This is a genomic window from Embleya sp. NPDC127516, from assembly GCF_044765325.1.
Taxonomy (GTDB): Bacteria; Actinomycetota; Actinomycetes; order Streptomycetales; family Streptomycetaceae; genus Embleya.
In genome coordinates this window covers 389,565-406,689 of the sequence record NZ_JBIWJT010000002.1, presented here as the reverse complement: position 1 = coordinate 406,689, position 17,125 = coordinate 389,565, and the positions used below count along the sequence as shown (strand labels likewise).

Sequence of the window (17,125 nt, the reverse complement as noted above, 5' to 3'; positions counted from 1 at the left end):
CCCCGCCGCGCTCAGTCGCGCGCGTGCTCCCACGGCCAACCGGCGTCGCGTCCCCGCGCCATCAGGTCGAGCATGGTGAACATCCGGTCGCTGAATCCGCCGATCTCGTGGCGGTTCGGCGTAGCGACCTCGATCGAGGTCGCGGCGTAGCCGGTGGTGTCGACCCCGAACATCGGCACCGTCGCGGGTATCGCGTCCGACACCGAGATCCCGGTCCCGCCGGACGAGCGGCCGCCGTATCCGGGGTGGGCGAACGCCTGCATATCGGAGATGATCACCACCCGCTCGTGCCCCCGGTAGGCCGCCCGCAGCGCCGCGACGGTCTCGGTGCCGTGTCCGACCTCGCCGATCCGCGCGGTGAACGCCTCGATGTCGCGCAGCACGGATCCGCCCCGGGTGAGCCTGTGCTCGAAGTGTCCGTCGGCGTAACCGACCAGGTCCACCGCGTTGCCCCGGCGCGCGAGCACCGCGCCGAACAGCGCACCGACGTCGACGTGCCGGACCTGCGAGCGCGCGGAGACCGGCGACGTCATGCTGGCGGACGTGTCGACCAGGACGAGCGTGCGGCCGGTCAGCGCGGGCACGTTCGCGCACGACGCGTTCAGCGCCACATCCAGCGCGTGCCCCCAGCGCAGCGACGGCGCCGCGCGGTGGGCGGACAGGAACCGGTACGGGAACTGCCGGGACCGGGCCACCTGTTCGGGGTCGGCCAGCCGCTCCGCGACCTGTGCCGCGACGTGGTCCGGCACCCCCGCCTCGTCCAGGTTGCGCAGATTGCGCAGCAGCGCCATGTAACCCATCGACGGCACTAGGGCCGACCACAGCTCCGCCCTGTCCACCCGCGCCCCCGCGAGCGACAGCGCGTCCTCCCACGTCATGCCGGCCGCCGCCAACGCGTCCGCGTCCAGCAGCACCCGCGGGTCCGAGGCCGCGGCGGCGCGCAACCCGGCGTTGGCCGTCACCATGCGCAGGGCGGCGGACGGCACGGCCTCGTCCGGGTGGTGGCGCCGATCGAGCGCGTAGCCGAACAACTCGCCCTGCCACGGCTTGTCCGCCGCGGGCGCGGCGTGGACCAGGTTCAGCACGTCGGCGAACCGGTAGCCCTTGGACGCGGTGTCGTACTTGAGCAGTGAGCGTTCGCCGTACAGGCGGCGGACGGCGTCCGCGACACCGCGCTTGATCGGCTTGGGAATGGCGCGGCCGTAGTGCGAGGTCCAGTAGCCGATCAGCTCGCCCGGCTCGTCCGCACGCTGTAGCGCGGCGTCGACGACCAGGCGCGAGTACCCGGGTACGGCCGGCGCGCCCGCGTCCAGGCGGGCCTTGACCGTCTCGGCCGCCGCGACCAGGGCGGCGCTGCGCATGTTCGCCTCGCCACGCAGCCACCGCACGAACTCGACCATCCAGGCCGGGTGTTCCACCGCGACGGTGCGCACGAGCGCGGTGAAGCGGTCGTCCCGGACACCGGCGCTCTCGTAGAACGTGTCGTTGCCGACCATGTTCACGACCGCGAGCATGAGCAACTCGCCGCGTGTGTCGCGGGTATAGGCGGCGCCACCCTCGTGGGTCGTGGTGCGGCCGGTGGTGGTGATCGGATCGGCGGCACGCGGGCGCGCCGAACGGGTGTTGTAGCGAGACATGAGGTGGCCCCCGGAGGGTGGGGGAAGGGTCGAACGTCGCGAGGGTGCCCGAGATCAGGGCGGCCGGGCTTCAGGGCGCTCTACCCTTGAGCTACCGACGACCCGAGGGCCGCCGACCGGGATTCGAACCCGGAACTGGAAGAAATCCCGAACTGCGCACCGGGCACCCCACGACGTCGTCCTCCCGAGATCGAAAGCGACGACGGACACAGCTGATGCTCTTCCATCTGAGCTACCTGCCGCCCTCGGGCGGCCGAGCGGGACTCGAACCCGCGACCATCAGATCCAGAAGGAACCGTCGTCTGCGCACCGGGAGGTGCGTATGAAATTGTCGAAATCCAAAGATCCGGAGATCAAAGCGGCAACGGTGGACTCGGTTTGAAGAAGTAACCGCCGCCCGCGCACCCGGACATCATCACCCTAGCCACGAACCCCGAAGCCGCCCACGGAATTTCCGGCCCGGGCGAGAGCCCACATGGCAGAGCCGGGTCCCCCGACAGCCCCTCCCGCCACACGTGCGGCACCGGGACGGGACGACCACGGGTGCGGCCCACCGTGTCGCCGTGCGCGCGAATCCGACCCTGAGTCATCGAGCCGTGATCGGCCGTGATCCGTCGGAGCGGCCACACCTTCGGGATGCCGCTCCGCACCGTCTCGTTCAGGCCCGCCCGCAGGGACCCCGCGCCGGGCAGCCCCTGTCACCGGGCGATGGCCGCCAAGGCGAGCGAAGACACGACATCCGTGAGTGCGATGCGCAGGGCACCCGCGCCGCAAAGGTCGATTGGGAAGCCCGGACACCCCTCACCGGCATCCGGGCTGCCACAACCTGATGAGTCGTCAGCGTACCGGAATCGTCGTTGACACGTGTCGCATGGGTCGCGTCCGAACCAAATCTTGACTCTTTCCGGCACGTGAGAACTGGCGTGTCGGGTAGATTCGCGCCGCTATCGGCCCACCACGGGGTCGAAGCGGCTCCGCGAGGCGCGTGTTCCGCGGGGTTGAAATGGGGGCTTGTCAGATGGTTCATCGTGTTCTTCGGCGTCTCGCCGGTCCGATTCTGCTCGCCGTGTTCGCGGCGGTCTTGACCGCCGTACCGGCCCAGGCCGCGTCCGCGCCGGCTCAGGCGCAGGTTCGCCAGGTTTCGTCCACGTCGGTATCCACGGGGCTCACCACGACCGGCATGCAGACGGTCGCGGACACCTCGGCTCGGACCACGTCGCATCGGGCCGCCGCGCAGCAGAACCACCCGACCAAGAAGTCGAAGTCGAAGAAAAAGAAGAAGGGCTTCTTCAAGAAGGCCGGAAAGTTCATCTTCGGGATCATCGGCATCATCATCGTCGCGATCATCATCTTCTTCGTCTGGCGGGCACTCAAGCGCCGCAACTGAGACAGGCGCTCGCGAGCGATCGGCCCTCCCGGTCGCTCCGGAACACACCGCGCGCCCGGCCCATGTCCCTTGGGCCGGGCGCGCGGTCATTCGCTCCCGTCGCGGCGGAGGCACCTCCGCGACGCTCAGTGGTGCCACGACCGGTACTTGTCCGCATCGCGTGTATCGGCCGACCGCCCCACGGCCGACAGGGCACCGAGAACCACTGTGATCACCAGGAAAACCGCCAAAATCGTCATGCCCCAAGACTGCCCGATGCTTGCGCATACATCGAGTGGCAGGACTGCCTGATGGGCGCAATATCCTGCCATCTGGGGTCGACTGCCGGCATGCTGGACGCATGTTGCGCAACGTGGTCGCGATCGTTCAGGACGGCGTCGCACCCTTCGAACTCGGGGTGTTGTGCGAGGTATTCGGCATCGACCGGAGCGAGGAGGGCTGCCCGGTCTACGACTTCGCGGTGTGCGCGGTCACCCCCGGCCGGATCCGCACCAAGGCCGGTTACGACCTGTTCGCCGAACACGGCCTCGACCGGGTCGCGCACGCGGACCTGATCGCGATCCCCGCGGCCGCCGAGCACGACGAGAACGCGCTGCCCGATCCCCGGCTCCTGGACGCGCTGCGCGCCGCGGAGGCGCGCGGCGCGTGGATCATGAGCGTGTGCACCGGCGCGTTCACGCTGGGCCGGGCCGGCCTGCTCGACGGCCGCCGCTGCACGTCGCACTGGAAGTACACCGACCGTCTCGCCCGCATGTTCCCCCGGGCCGTCGTCGAGCCGGACGTGCTCTACGTCGAGGACCGCCGGGTGATCACCAGCGCAGGCACGGCCGCCGGCATCGACGCGTGCCTGCACCTGGTCCGCCTGGAGGACGGCACCCGCGTGGCCAACGCGATCGCCCGGCGCATGGTCGTCCCGCCGCACCGCGAGGGCGGCCAGGCGCAGTACATCTCCCGTCCCCTGCCCGAGCGGTCCGGCAGCCCACTCCAGGCCACGCTCACCTGGATGGAGCGGCACCTGGGCCGGGACGTGACGGTCGATCAGATGGCCGAACACGCGCTGATGTCACCGCGTACCTTCGCCCGCAGGTTCCAGCAGGAGATCGGCACCACGCCCTACGAGTGGCTCACCGCGCAGCGCGTGTTGCTGGCCCAGGAACTGCTGGAGGAGACCGACCTGCCGATCGACGCCGTCGCCGAACGCTCCGGCTTCGGCAGCGCCGCGACGCTGCGTCACCACTTCCTGCGCCGTCGCGGCACCACTCCGCAGAACTACCGCCGCACCTTCTGCCCGGGAAGCGCCACCGCGTGACGGCCGCCCGCGCGCCCGCGGTGTCGTCGCCGCGCGGACACACCGACACACCGCCGCACACACCGACGCGTCAATGCACGCCGACATATCGATGCACATCGAGGCATCGATTCACCAAAGCACGCAAGACGTTTCAAGCAAGAAACATCGAAAACGCATCGAAGACGCGTCCAAGACGGCGCGGTGCGTGCTCTCCGGAGCGGTTGTCGGCGCGGGCGCGTAACCTTCGTCCTTCGGCGGTCCGGCCCGACGCTCTCTTGCCCCTGTCGCGGTCGGGCCGTCGTCAGGTGAGCTTGGCGGCGGCGCGCAGCGCCCGCATGATCTTGAACCGGTTCGGCCCCAGCACCATCATCGGGTGCGCGTGCAGCGCGTGTATGGCGTTGCGTTCCGCCCGCACGGCCGCCGACCACTGACGGGTCAGTTCGGCGTCGAGCCGCCCGGGGTTCTCGCGCGCGAACGTCGTGACGACGTCGGCCGCGTGGTCGCGGTCCCGCTGGAGGGCAACCAGCTCAGCCGGGATTTCCGCCGGTTCATACATGCGGATCATCGTAGGTGGCAAGCCGCCCTCGACCTAGGACATGCGTGCGTCACACGTGCCGCGAATCCCGCGCCTCCTCCGTCTGCGCCTGCTCCCCGGCCGGCCCCCGCTCGTCGCGACCCGCCGCGCAGTACAGCGCGACCACGCCGCCCAGGACCGCCGTGGCGAGCAGGATCACCCGGTGGTCCACCACCGCCAACAGGCCCGCCACGCCGAGGATGGCGAACGCCGTCGGCGCGAACATCAGGGTCCCGGCGGTCGCCGCGACCCGCCCCACCAGATGCCCCGGCGTCTCCCGTTGCAGCACGGTCATCGCCGCCACGTGCACCGCGGGCAGCCCGAACCCGATCGCCACGCTCCCGGCCAGCACCACCGGCAGCCACTCCACCGCGCGCAACCCCACCCCGACCGCGAACAGCGCCAGGCCCAGTACCGCGAACCCGCGCGCGCCGAGCCGACGGATCAGCGCGCCGGCGCACAGCCCGACCGCCACCGACCCGGCGCCCTGCGCCGCGTACAACACGCCCACGAACGCCGGTGGGCGGCCGAGCCCCTGGTCGACCACGGCGTAGATGGCACCACCGCTGATCCCGGACACCACCATCGCCAGGCCGCCGGAGAGCACCAGTCGGCGCAGCGGACGGTGCGCCCACAGGTAGCCCACGCCCGCCGTGGTCCTGCTCCACCACCCGCTTTCCTCGACCTCGACCCGCACCGGCCGGTCGAAGCGCATCAGCGCGAACACGCCGGCCGCGAGCACGAACGTGCCCGCGTCCAGCAGCGCGACGGTGTGTCCACCGGCCCACGCGAACAGACCCGCGCCCGCCAACGGCGCGATCAGCTTCATCCCCTCGGAGGCGCTGAGCCGTATCCCGTTCAGGTCGCCCAGGATGCCCGGCGCGACACCGGCGGCGAGCGCGGTCGACTCGGCCGCGTCCAGCAGCACGAAGCCGACCCCGTAGCCACACATCACCGCGAACAGGATCCACACCTGATCGGCCGAGCGCACGGTCAGCGTCGTGGTCAACAACACCGCGAGCACCAGGTTGGTGACCAGGAGCACCCGTTTGGCCGGCCATCGATCGACGACCGTGCCCAGCAACGGCCCGAGCAGGGACGGCGCGAACACCCCGAGTGCCATCAACGCGGCCACACTGTCCGAGCCGGTCAGCGTCTTGGCCCAGACTCCCGCGACGAGCGACATCGCGCTGCTGCCGAAGCCGGAGACCACCACCCCGCTCAGGTACAGACTCGCGTTGCGGTCCCCGAGCACCTTTACCGCACCCCACGCCACGCGCCCACCATGCCCCTCGTCGTCGATGTCGCGGCTCACCTTGCTGTACTAGCAGTCATGAGCAGCGACGTCACCCGATTCGTCGAAGAAGTTGAGCCGACCCGACTCAACTCCGATCTATTCGAGGGTAAAAGCCCTGATCCGGACGCCTTTCGGGTTTTCGGCGGCTGGCTCGTCGCGCAGGCGCTGGCCGCCGCCGGGGCCACCGTCGACGCCGATCGTGTGCCGCACTCGCTGCACACCTCGTTCCTGCGGCCGGCCGACTCGACGCTGCCGCTGACCTACCGGGTCACCCGCACCCTCCAGGGCCGCACGCTCAGCCATCGGCTGGTCGACGTGCTCCAGGCGGACAAGGTGGTCGTACACCTGGTCGCGTCCTTCCGGGTGACCCGACCCGAGACGCCGTTCGCGCACGCCCCGAGCGCGCCCGCCGCGCCCGACCCGACCACGCTGCCCACCCTCGCGCAGCGGCTGGCGGCGCTGAACGGCCCGTTGCGCCGGCCCGGGCTGGTCCGCTACAACCCGGTGGACCTGCGCTTCGTCGAGCCGCCGAGTTGGGCCGACGAGACATGCACCGCGCGCCCGCCGCACAACGCGCTGTGGTGTCGTGTCGACGGCGATCTGCCGGAGCGCGCGCTGCTGCACGCGTGCGCGATCGCGTACGCGACCGACCTGAGCATCCTGGACACGCTGGTGCTGCCGCACGCGCAGGCCCTGGGCCGGCGCTGGATCCCGCGGGCCAGCCTGGACCACTCGATCCGCTTCCATCGCCCGTTCCGCGCGGACCGCTGGTGGTTGTACGACCAGGAGGGCACCACGCTGCACGCCGCGCACGGCACGGTGCACGGCCGGCTCTTCGACGCGTCGGGCGCGCTGTTTGCGACGGTGAGTCAGGAGGCACTGTTCGGCGAGCCGGTCGAACACCGGCCGTAGCGCCGCCGAGGGCCGGTGGCGCCAGCCGAGGGAGTGCACATGGTGCAGGTCGGAAAGGTCTCGCTGAATGTCGACGACCAGGACGCGGCGAAGCGCTTCTGGGTCGACAAGATGGGCTTCGAGGAGGTCATGGACACGCCGATGGGCGAAGCCGGCAGCCCGCGCTGGATCGAGGTCCGTGCCCCGGGCGACGCCATCACGCTGATCCTGTTCAGCCACCGGTTCGACATGGAGAAGGTCGGCTCGCTCAACAACGTGCTGTTCACCTGTGACGACATCCAAAGCACGTACCGCGAACTGGTCGCCAAGGGCATCGACTTCCCGGACAAGCCCGCCCAGCAGGAATGGGGCTGGTGGGCCACCTTCCGCGACAACGAGGGCAACTTCTACGGATTGACCCAGCGCAACCCCTGACCCGCCCACGCCGCCGCCCCGGCCCGTTCGCGGGCCGGTGAGGCGCCGGCTGTGATCTTGCCCGCTTGCGGTCCCCGCGGGCGCCGTGCCCCTCGATTCCTGCGCGGGGTTGGGATATCCCAGGGTGTCATGGCGGACAAGGTGCTTCTCGACTACGACGGCCCGATCGCGACGATCACCAACAACAACCCGGACAAGCACAACGCGTTCGACGACGACATGGACCGGTTGTTGTGGCAGATCCTCGGCGAGCTGCGGCAGCGGCCCGAGGTGCGCGCGGTGATCTGGCGCGCGGTGGGCAAGTCCTTCTCGTCCGGTCGGGACGTGTCCTCGATCGGCGGGCACCGGGTGGAGTTGACACACCACGAGCTGATGACCCGCGGGCATCGCGGCGTGCAGCAGCTCTTCGAGTTGCCCGCGCCGGTCCTGGTGGCCTGCCAGGGCTGGTCGATCGGCGCGTCCTTCCAGCGCGCGCTGCTGTGCGACATCCGGGTGGCCGCCGAGGGTGCCCGGTTCATGCTGCCGGAGACCACCCACGGGGTGATCCCGGACACCGGCGGCGTGGGTCGGCTGTTCCAGATCTGCGGCCCGGGAGTGACCGCCGACCTGGTGCTCACCGGACGCCCGATGGACGCCGCCGAGGCGTACGCGCACGGCATCGTCTCGCGTGTGGTGCCCGCCGACGAACTGGACGCCACGGTGCGCGAGATGGCCGAGCGGATCGCCGCCGCGCCGGCGGTGACCATCAAGATGGCCCGACGCGTGCTCGGCCATCTCGCCGAACCCGCCGTGCGCGCCTCGATGGCCGAGGAACTGATCGCGCAGACCTTCGTCAACAAGTCGGACGACTACGCCGAGTTCCGCGCCGCCCGCGCCGAACGCCGGCCCGCCCACTACACCGGGAGCTGACCCCCATGACCGAGGCATCCGACGGCATCATCGGCCTGCCCGAACCACCCGCCCCGGGCGCCGCCGCGCTGCCGGCCGGTACGTACACGGGCCGCACGGTGTTCGTCACCGGAGGCGGCACCGGCCTGGGCAAGGCGATCGCGATCGAGTTCGCCCGGCTGGGCGCCGACCTGGTGGTGGCCAGCCGCAAGGAGGACCACCTCGAGGCCGCCCGCGAGGCGCTGGCCGAGACCGGCGCACGGGTGCGCACGGTGGCCTGCGACATCCGCGAGCCGGCCGACATCGCGGCGGCCTTCGACGCGGCCGTCGACACGTTCGGCCTGCCGGACGTCCTGATCAACAACGCGGCGGCCAACTTCCCGGTCCCCGCCGAGGAGATGTCGCCCAACGCGTGGCGCACCGTCGTGGACATCACGCTCAACGGCACCTACTTCTGCGCCCGCGAGTTCGCCCGCCGGCATCTGGCGGCCGGCACGCCCGGCTCGATCGTCAACATCGGCGCCTCCTACGCCTGGACCGGCGGCCCCGGCTTCGCGCACAGCGCCGCCGCCAAGGCGGGCGTCAAGAACATGGTCGAGACCCTCGCCGTCGAGTGGGGTCCGTACGGGATCCAGGTCAACGGCCTGGTCCCGGGCCTGTTCCCGCACGAGGACATGACCGCCGACATCAAGGGGAATCTGGCCGGCACCCACGACAAGGACCCCTGCCAGCCCGCCATGCGGGTCGGCCGGCCGCGCGAGCTGGGCTGGGCCGCGACCTTCCTGGCCTCGCCCTACGCCCGCTTCGTCTCCGGCCACACGCTGGTCGTGGACGGCGCCAACTGGCAGCGCCGCGGCCTGGTCAACCCGCCGGTGGTCACCGTGCGGCAGCAGATGGGCAAGGGCCCGTTCGAACTGCCGTGAGCGCGACCCGGGCGCCGACGCACCCGGTGGCACGGCGCAAAATGGCATAAATACGTCATATCTGCGCGGAAAAATGGACAATACGACGGTCGGGTCGATCGCGATTCCCTGGCGCGATCGGCCCGACGTCGTGTCCGTGCCCATCGCCGCCCAGTGTCTCGGAGCCCCGCATGCCCGATCGGCGTCTGCCCTTCCGCGCCCGCAGACACGGTGTGCCCGGATCGCAAGAGCCGCCCGAGCGCTCGATGGACCCGCGCGCGGCGGACGTCCCCGAACCGGCACCGGTCGAGCACAGCCTGATCGACGCGGCGATCTACGTGGCCGGCGTCCGCGTCGCCTCGCCGACCACCCTCGCCGACACCTACCGCGAACTGCACGCCCGCCCCGGCGCCATGGCCTGGATCGGGCTCTACCGCCCCTCCGAGAGCCAACTCTTCTCCGCCGCCGAGGAGTTCGACCTGCACGCGCTGGCCATCGAGGACGCGATCGTGGCCCACCAGCGGCCCAAGCTGGAACGCTACGGCGAGACGCTGTTCGTGGTCCTGCGCGCGGCCCGCTACCTCGACGACGTCGAGGAGGTCGATTTCGGCGAACTGCACGTCTTCCTCGGCGGCAACTTCGTGGTCACCGTCCGGCACTCCGAATCACCGGACCTGTCCGCCGTCCGCCGCTGGGCCGAGGACCGCCCCGAACTCCTGCGCCAGGGCCCGGAGGCGGTGCTGTACGCGATCCTGGACAGCGTCGTGGACGCCTACGCCCCGGTGGTCGGCGGCCTGCAGAACGACATCGACGAGATCGAGGCGGAGGCCTTCCTCGGCGCCCCGAACGTCTCCCGACGCATCTACGAACTCTCCCGCGAGGTGATCGAGTTCCAGCGCGCGACCCGACCGCTCCTGCTCATGCTCACCGACCTGTCCACCGGCTTCGACAAGTACCACGTGGACCAGGAGCTCCGCCGCTACCTGCGCGACGTCCAGGACCACGCGACGATCGCCGTGGAGCGGGTGGCGGGCTTCCGGTCGCTGCTCGAAGGCATCATGCGGGTCAACGCGATCGTGGTGACCCAGGCCCAGAACGAGGAGATGAGACAACTCACGGCGGCCAGCAACGCGCAGAACGAGGAGGTCAAGAAGATCTCCGCGTACGCCGCCATCCTGTTCGCGCCGACCCTGATCGGCACCGTGTACGGGATGAACTTCGACGAGATGCCCGAATTGCACTGGACCCTCGGCTACCCCTTCGCGGTCGGCCTGATGGTTCTGGTCTGCGTGATCCTCTACGTCGTCTTCAAGCGCCGCAACTGGCTCTGACCGCGCCGGACCCGACATCGGTCACGACTCCTTCGACAAACCTGTCGCGTTCTGTCAGGTATGCGGTCCAGGATCGTTTTTGCAAGGACGCACGAACGCGACACGCACGAACGCACACCGAACCACCACTGGAGGAGCACCACCATGGCGAACATCGTTCTCGTTCCCGGCTACTGGCTCGGCGCGTGGGCATGGGACCGGGTCGCCGAGCCGCTGCGCGCGGCCGGACACGACGTGCTCGCGGTGACCCTGCCGGGCCTGGCGGCCGACGGCGCCGACGCCACCGGGATCGACCTCGCCACCCAGACCGACGCCCTGGTCGCCGAGATCACCGCGCGCGAGTCGAGCGACGTGGTCCTGGTCTGCCACTCCGGCGGCGCGTTCACCGGGTACGAGGCGCTGGGCCGGATCCCGGACCGGATCGCCCGGATCGTCTACGTGGACGCGGGCCCGGTGCCCGAGGGCACCTCGCTCCTGGACCTGACCGAGCCCGAGGAGCGGGCCCGGATCGAGGCCGAGGTGGCCGAGCGCGGCGACGGCCGCTACACCTACCCCTGGGACCCGGCGGCCGAGCCCGCGATGCTCGACGGGATCACCCCGGCCGACCTGGAGACGCTGCGCACGCACGCGGTGGCCCAGCCGTACGCGGTCGCGGCCAGTCCGCAGCAGGTCGGCGACGCGGCCCGGCTTAAGGTGCCCGCGCACATGATCACCTGCATGTTCCCGGCCGAGCAGGTCGAGGCGATGCTCGCCCAGGGCCACCCGTTCATGGCGGAGTTCGCGGCGGCCGAGGTCAAGAGCGTGCACGGCCTGCCGACCGGCCACTGGCCGATGTTCTCCCGCCCCGAGGAACTGGCCGCACTGCTCGCGGAGATCGCGGGCTGACCCGTACCCGCGGGGTGGGCCCAGGCCCACCCCGCGCGGGGGTGCCACCCCAGTGACCTGCACGGTCGTCGCCCGAGACACTGGTGACACCAGCAGCGCACGGCACATCCACGGGAGGAACCCGCATGAGCACGCTCACGCCGCACAGAGGCGACCCACCGGCGACCGGTTGGCGGCTCGGTCGGGCCCTGCTGTCGGCGTGGCACGGCTTCATCCTGGTCTTCCTCTCCGTTCCCACCCTCGCGCTGTTCATCACCTGCGTCGTGTTCATGACACTGATCCCGCTGGGCGTCGGCCTGCTGTTCTTCCTGCCGCTGATGTTGCTGCTGCGCGCCACCGCCAACCTGACCCGGACCGCGATGGGCTCGTGGTCCGGCGTCCCGATCGCGACCCCCTACCGGCAGCTGCCGGCGGGTGGGGGCGTGACCGGGCTGTGGCGGCGCACCCGGCGCACGATCACCGAGGGGGCCACCTGGCGGGACCTGCTCTGGGCACTGCTGTACCTGCCGTCGAGCCTGCTGCTCGCGTGCTTCCCGATGATGCTGATCATGAACGGTCTGCACGGCGTGCTGATGCCCTTCCTGTGGGAGGTGGCCTACCGGCACGTCGAGTCGCAGTGGTACACGTTCATCAAGGTGGACAGCTCGCAGCGGGCCGGCCTGTCGGTGCCGTGGGGCCTGGTGCAAATGGGCCTCGGCCTCGCCCTGGCACCGTGGTTCGCGCGGGTCAACGCGCTGTGGAACCGGTCCCTGCTCGCCCCCACCAAGGAGGCCGCGCTGGCTCTGCGGGTGCAGCACCTGACCGAGAGCCGGACCGACGCCGTGGACGCCTCGGCGGCCGAGCTGCGCCGGATCGAGCGCGATCTGCACGACGGCGCACAGGCCCGCCTGGTCGCGATGGGCATGAACCTGGGCGCCGCGGAGGCGCTGATGAACAGCGATCCGGAGGCGGCCCGCGTGCTGCTCGCCGAGACCCGCGCGGCCTCCGCCAAGGCCCTGCACGAACTGCGCGATCTGGTCCGGGGCATCCACCCGCCGGTGCTCTCCGACCGGGGCCTGGGCGACGCGGTGCGCGCGGTGGCGCTGGAGAGTCCGCTCGACGTCAACGTCCGCGTCTCGCTGCCCGCGCGGCCCGAGCTCCCACTGGAGTCCGCGGCCTACTTCGCGGTCACCGAGGTGCTCACCAACGCGGCCAAGCACTCCGGTGGACAACACGTCGAGATCGATCTGACGTACACCGAGGGCAAGTTGCGGATCACCGTCACCGACGACGGCGTCGGCGGGGCCGACCTGATGAAGGGCACCGGTCTGCGCGGCATCGAGCGCCGACTCGATACATTCGACGGGACGCTCGCCCTGCATTCCCCCGAGGGCGGCCCGACGACTGTGATCATGGAGCTGCCGTGCGACTTGTCCTCGCGGAAGACCTCGCCCTCCTGAGGGACGGTCTGGTCCGCCTGCTCCAGGCCCACGGTTTCGAGATCGTCGCCGCCGTGGACAACGGCCCGGAGCTGCTGCGGGCACTGGTGGAGCACAAGCCGGACGTCGCGGTGGTCGACGTCCGGCTGCCACCGACCTTCACCGACGAGGGCCTCCAGGCCGCCCTGGAGGCCCGTCGGCGTGTCCCGGGGCTGCCGATCCTGGTGTTGTCGCAGTACGTCGAGCAGTTGTACGCGCGGGAGTTGCTCGCGGACGGCACCGGCGCGGTCGGCTACCTGCTCAAGGACCGCGTGTTCAACACCGACGAGTTCGTGGACGCGGTACGCCGGGTCGCGTCGGGAGGTACCGCGATGGACCCCGAGGTGATCTCGAAGCTGCTGGCCCGCAACGTGCGGGACAAACCGCTGGCCCAACTGACGCCGCGCGAGCGCGAGGTGCTGGAGCTGATGGCGGAGGGCTGCTCGAACGCGGCGATCGCGAGCCGGCTGTTCGTCTCGGAGGGGGCGGTCAGCAAGCACACCACGAACATCTTCGCGAAGTTGTCGATCGACACGTCGGACGAGACGAATCGGCGCGTGCTCGCGGTGCTGGCCTACCTCAACGGGAGCGGCTGAACTTCCGACGGGGCCTGCGCGCCGGCGTGATCGAGGACGGCGACCGGACGCGGCCACGGGCGGCCGGGGCTGCCGTGTGGGATCGCTCTCACCCCGCACGAGCGTACGGCGCATTGGGGCGGGTGCTCACGAACCGGTGGTCAAGCGCAACAGCCGGTCCCGTTCCTCCTCGACGATGCGTTGGGCGCGCAGTACGACGGCCTCGGGCACGCCGTCCGGCAGTTCGCCCGAATCGCGGAATCGGCGGAGGTCGCGTGGACGAACGCCGGTGATGTCGTAGGCCTTCAACGCGGCGAGCGACACGGCGTAGTCGTCGAGTGTGCGAGGCATGGTCTCCTTCTCGCGCGCTGGGAGGTCCGATGCGGGCACCTCGGGCGAGCCGGCGTCGGCCGGATCAGGGCTGCTGTCGTACACGCTGCCCCCGTCTGATGTTGTCAACGTCATTGCGGCGGTGCGGGTTCCCGGTACCAATCTTCCGGACGGGAAGGCGCGGGTCGCTCCCCCGTACGGATGAACTTCGCGACACCTGCGGCAGGAGGCGCGGCGAGCGCGTACTCCCCTCGCCGCAGTACGCGGGTCGTGCGTACTCGACGAGGGCTGATCACCACACGGTGTTCGAGGAAGCACAGATTGTCATGGCGGAGGGCGGAAAGCCAAGCATCTTTTGCTATCGGTTCGAATCCGACCCTCCGCGCGCGCTTCCCCGCCCGCGCCCGGGGAACAAGCGCACGCGATGATACGTTCGGCCTGGTAAGTGTTTTGACCCTGAATTACCCGTTGAGCAAGGAGCGTGCGTGTCCGCCCAAGAGACGGACCCCCCTAGTACCGGTCCCTCCCGAGACTGTGATCGAAGCCGCGACGTCCGGGAGGCGGTCTCATGACCGCGGCTCTTGGCATAGCCGCGATCGTCGTCCTGACCCTCGGTACCGGTTTCTTCGTGGCCCAGGAGTTCGCCTACGTCGCGGCCGACCGTAGTCTGCTGCGCCGCCGTGCCGAATCCGGCGACAAGGCGGCGGCCCGGGCGATGACCGTGATGGGGCGGCTCTCGTTCATGCTGTCCGGTGCCCAGCTCGGCATCACCGTGACGGCCCTGTTGGTCGGCTTCATCGCCGAACCCGCGCTCGCGGCGGTGATCTCCCCCCTCCTGGACCTGATCGCCGTCCCCGGCGGCGCCGTCCCGGTGATCTCCCTGATCCTCGGCTTCGCGGTGGCCACCGCGATCCAGATGGTGCTGGGCGAGCTGGTCCCCAAGAACTGGGGCATCGCCGAGCCCGAGCGGGTGGCGATCCTGCTCGGGCGACCCACGCTGATCTACCTGAAGGTCGCCGGGCCGCTGATCCGCCTGTTCGACACGCTGGCCAACCGCATCGTGCGCGCGATCGGCATCGAACCGGTCGAGGAACTGCACGGTGGCGCCACCACCGAGGAACTCGCGCACATCGTCGACGAGGCCGGCCGCGACGGTGACCTCGACCCCGACCTGTCCGGGATCCTGCGCCGCGCGATCGCGTTCGGCGACCTGACCGTGGACCAGGTGATGGTGCCGCGACCGGACGTGGTCCGGGTGCGCGCCGAGACCACCGCCGCCGAGCTGATCGACCTGGTCGCCGAGTGCGGACACTCGCACTATCCGGTGGTCGGCGAGCGGGTGGACGACGTACTGGGCGTGGTCGGGGTGGCCTGCCTCCTGGAGGTCGCGCCCGAGGACGCCGCGCACGTGAGCGCCGGATCCATCGCGCGCCCCGCGCTGCTGGTCCCGGACACCGCCGGGCTGGCCTCGCTGCTCGAACAGCTCCGGGCCGCGCACGAGGAGTTCGCGGTGGTGCTGGACGAGCACGGCGGCCTGGCCGGGATCGTCACCTACGAGGACGTGGCCGAGGAACTGGTCGGCGAGATCGCCGACGAGAGCGACCACGAGGACCCCGTCGACACCGAGCCCGAGGACGGCTGGTGGCGGCTGGACGCGGGTCTGCGCGTGGACGAGACCGAGCGGATCGTCGGCGCCGAGCTGCCGGACGGCCCGTACGACACGCTGGGTGGTCTGGTCATCGCGCACCTGGGCCGGCTGCCCGAGGTGGGCGACCGGATCAGGGTGCCCGACCCCGACGAGGTACGCGCCGGGCGGCCGGCCGACGAGGACGACGAACCGATCCGCTACACCGAGATCGAGGTGCTCGAGGTCGAACGGCACGTGCCGGCGCTGGTCCGGGTCCGCGTGCTGACCTCCGCCCCCTCGTTCCCCCGAAACACATCCGAGTGGGGTGCCGAACGGCGCTCCGGTCGCAACACCGAGGTGACCGCATGACCCCGACCCTGGCCTCCGGTGGCGGCCTGGGCTCGCTGGAGCTGGGCCTGCTGCCGGCACTGGCCATCACGACCGCCCTGCTGGTGGGCAACGCGTTCTTCGTCGCCGCCGAGTTCGCGATGGTGGCCGCGCGCCGGCACCGCCTGGAGGCGCTGGTCGCCGAGCGCAGGCGCGGCGCCAAGTCGGCCCTGGCCGGCGTGCGCGAGCTGTCGCTGATGCTCGCGGGCGCCCAGCTCGGCATCACGATGTGCTCGCTGGGCCTGGGCATCGTCTCCGAACCCGCGATCGCGACCATGCTCGACCCGCTCTTCGACGCGGTCGGCATGCCGGCCGCGGCGGGGCACGCGGTGGCGTTCACGATCGCGCTGGTGGTCGTGGTGATCCTGCACATGGTGCTGGGCGAGATGGCGCCCAAGTCGTGGGCGATCGCCGGCCCCGAGAAGGTCGCCCTCGTGCTCGCGCCGTCCTTCCGCGGCTACACCCGGGTGGTGCGGCCGTTGTTGCTGGCGATGAACGGGGTCAGCAACGCGATCCTGCGCCTGGCCCGGATCGACCCCAAGGACGAGTTGTCCCATCCCAAGGACGCCGAGGGCCTGCGCCGCCTGGTCGGCGAGTCCCGCCGGCTCGGCCTGATCGACAGCTCGTCGCACGACGTGTTGTCGGGCACGCTGCGCACGCACACCGAGCCGCTGGCCCGACTGGTCGTGCCGACCGCCGAGATCGACTCGGTGCCGGCCGGCGCGGGGCCGGACGAGATCGTCGCGATGTCGCGTCGCAACGGTCGCAACCGGCTGCTGGTGCGTGGTGAGGACGGCACGCTGTTCGGCGTCGTGCACATCCGCAAGGTGCTCACGTCGCGCACCCAGACCTCCGGCAACACCGCCGGCGAGCTGGCCACGTCGGTGCTCACGCTCGGCGTGGACACCCCGATCCAGCGCGCGGTGGCCGCCCTCCAGGAACGCCGCGCGTCACTGGCCCTGGTCCACGCCGCCGACGGCACGCTCCTGGGTCTGGTCGGCCTCGACGACCTCCTCGGCAGCGTCCTGGGCGCCCGAGCGGCATAGCGCACATCAGCGAGCGTGCCTCGCCCCGACCTCACAGGTCGGGGCGAGGCACGCCGATCGCTTGTCCGGCGATTCACTCGAAGGCCCGCTCACTCGTGTGTCGTCGGCAGGCTCGTCCGATGGCCCGGATGCCGGTGAGGGGTGTCCGGGCAACCCCCTCGATGCGACCTCGAGCGCTCGGCACC

General features: G+C 70.8%; 16 protein-coding genes. 12 read left to right on the top strand and 4 right to left on the bottom strand.

Annotated elements, in window-relative coordinates; all coding sequences use genetic code 11:
* Positions 1–11: 11 nt before the first annotated feature.
* Positions 12–1,637, bottom strand: coding sequence for a TROVE domain-containing protein (locus ACIRL2_RS04295; protein ID WP_402230050.1), 1,626 nt, complete (start codon positions 1,635–1,637; stop codon positions 12–14).
* Positions 1,638–2,703: 1,066 nt separating this feature from the next.
* Between ACIRL2_RS04295 and ACIRL2_RS04290 the strand changes: the two genes are divergently transcribed.
* Positions 2,704–3,024: a hypothetical protein gene (locus tag ACIRL2_RS04290; RefSeq protein WP_402230048.1), complete on the top strand. Its 321-nt coding sequence runs from the start codon at positions 2,704–2,706 to the stop codon at positions 3,022–3,024.
* A gap of 340 nt (positions 3,025–3,364) precedes the next feature.
* Positions 3,365–4,333, top strand: a complete 969-nt coding sequence (locus tag ACIRL2_RS04285) for a helix-turn-helix domain-containing protein (RefSeq protein WP_395868328.1) — start codon at positions 3,365–3,367, stop codon at positions 4,331–4,333.
* Between the two features lie 283 nt (positions 4,334–4,616).
* Here ACIRL2_RS04285 and ACIRL2_RS04280 read toward each other — a convergent pair whose 3' ends face one another.
* Positions 4,617–4,871 carry a hypothetical protein gene (locus tag ACIRL2_RS04280; protein ID WP_158695782.1) on the bottom strand — a complete coding sequence of 85 codons (255 nt, stop codon included), beginning with the start codon at positions 4,869–4,871 and terminating at the stop codon, positions 4,617–4,619.
* Between the two features lie 49 nt (positions 4,872–4,920).
* Positions 4,921–6,204, bottom strand: a complete 1,284-nt coding sequence (locus tag ACIRL2_RS04275; RefSeq protein ID WP_395868330.1) for an MFS transporter — start codon at positions 6,202–6,204, stop codon at positions 4,921–4,923.
* Between the two features lie 18 nt (positions 6,205–6,222).
* Here ACIRL2_RS04275 and ACIRL2_RS04270 point away from each other — a divergent pair, with 18 nt between their 5' ends.
* The 8 genes from ACIRL2_RS04270 to ACIRL2_RS04235 all read left to right on the top strand — a co-directional run bounded on the left by ACIRL2_RS04270 (position 6,223) and on the right by ACIRL2_RS04235 (position 13,571).
* Positions 6,223–7,098 (top strand): acyl-CoA thioesterase, encoded by an 876-nt coding sequence (locus tag ACIRL2_RS04270; RefSeq protein WP_395868332.1) that lies wholly within the window; start codon positions 6,223–6,225, stop codon positions 7,096–7,098.
* 39 nt (positions 7,099–7,137) lie between these two features.
* Positions 7,138–7,512 carry a VOC family protein gene (locus tag ACIRL2_RS04265; protein ID WP_395868334.1) on the top strand — a complete coding sequence of 125 codons (375 nt, stop codon included), beginning with the start codon at positions 7,138–7,140 and terminating at the stop codon, positions 7,510–7,512.
* A 129-nt stretch (positions 7,513–7,641) separates the two neighbouring features.
* Positions 7,642–8,421 (top strand): enoyl-CoA hydratase/isomerase family protein, encoded by a 780-nt coding sequence (locus tag ACIRL2_RS04260; protein ID WP_395868336.1) that lies wholly within the window; start codon positions 7,642–7,644, stop codon positions 8,419–8,421.
* 5 nt (positions 8,422–8,426) lie between these two features.
* The gene (locus ACIRL2_RS04255; RefSeq protein ID WP_395868339.1) at positions 8,427–9,323 is read left to right on the top strand and encodes an SDR family oxidoreductase; all 897 of its coding nucleotides are present in this window, start codon (positions 8,427–8,429) and stop codon (positions 9,321–9,323) included.
* A gap of 170 nt (positions 9,324–9,493) precedes the next feature.
* Positions 9,494–10,633, top strand: a complete 1,140-nt coding sequence (locus ACIRL2_RS04250; RefSeq protein ID WP_402230042.1) for a magnesium and cobalt transport protein CorA — start codon at positions 9,494–9,496, stop codon at positions 10,631–10,633.
* A 144-nt stretch (positions 10,634–10,777) separates the two neighbouring features.
* Positions 10,778–11,518: an alpha/beta fold hydrolase gene (locus tag ACIRL2_RS04245; protein ID WP_395868343.1), complete on the top strand. Its 741-nt coding sequence runs from the start codon at positions 10,778–10,780 to the stop codon at positions 11,516–11,518.
* A gap of 125 nt (positions 11,519–11,643) precedes the next feature.
* Positions 11,644–12,957 (top strand): sensor histidine kinase, encoded by a 1,314-nt coding sequence (locus ACIRL2_RS04240; protein WP_395868345.1) that lies wholly within the window; start codon positions 11,644–11,646, stop codon positions 12,955–12,957.
* Positions 12,921–13,571, top strand: coding sequence for a LuxR C-terminal-related transcriptional regulator (locus ACIRL2_RS04235; RefSeq protein ID WP_395868347.1), 651 nt, complete (start codon positions 12,921–12,923; stop codon positions 13,569–13,571). The genes ACIRL2_RS04240 and ACIRL2_RS04235 overlap by 37 nt, the downstream gene beginning before the upstream one ends.
* A gap of 126 nt (positions 13,572–13,697) precedes the next feature.
* Here ACIRL2_RS04235 and ACIRL2_RS04230 read toward each other — a convergent pair whose 3' ends face one another.
* Positions 13,698–13,901: a hypothetical protein gene (locus ACIRL2_RS04230; protein WP_395868349.1), complete on the bottom strand. Its 204-nt coding sequence runs from the start codon at positions 13,899–13,901 to the stop codon at positions 13,698–13,700.
* Positions 13,902–14,448: 547 nt separating this feature from the next.
* On the opposite strand from ACIRL2_RS04230, the gene ACIRL2_RS04225 reads away from it, so the two are divergent.
* Both ACIRL2_RS04225 and ACIRL2_RS04220 read left to right on the top strand, forming a co-directional pair.
* A complete protein-coding gene (locus ACIRL2_RS04225) occupies positions 14,449–15,876 on the top strand; it encodes a hemolysin family protein (protein ID WP_395868351.1) in 1,428 nt (475 codons plus the stop codon).
* Positions 15,873–16,940 carry a CNNM domain-containing protein gene (locus tag ACIRL2_RS04220; RefSeq protein WP_395868353.1) on the top strand — a complete coding sequence of 356 codons (1,068 nt, stop codon included), beginning with the start codon at positions 15,873–15,875 and terminating at the stop codon, positions 16,938–16,940. The genes ACIRL2_RS04225 and ACIRL2_RS04220 overlap by 4 nt, the downstream gene beginning before the upstream one ends.
* The last annotated feature ends 185 nt before the right edge of the window (positions 16,941–17,125 follow it).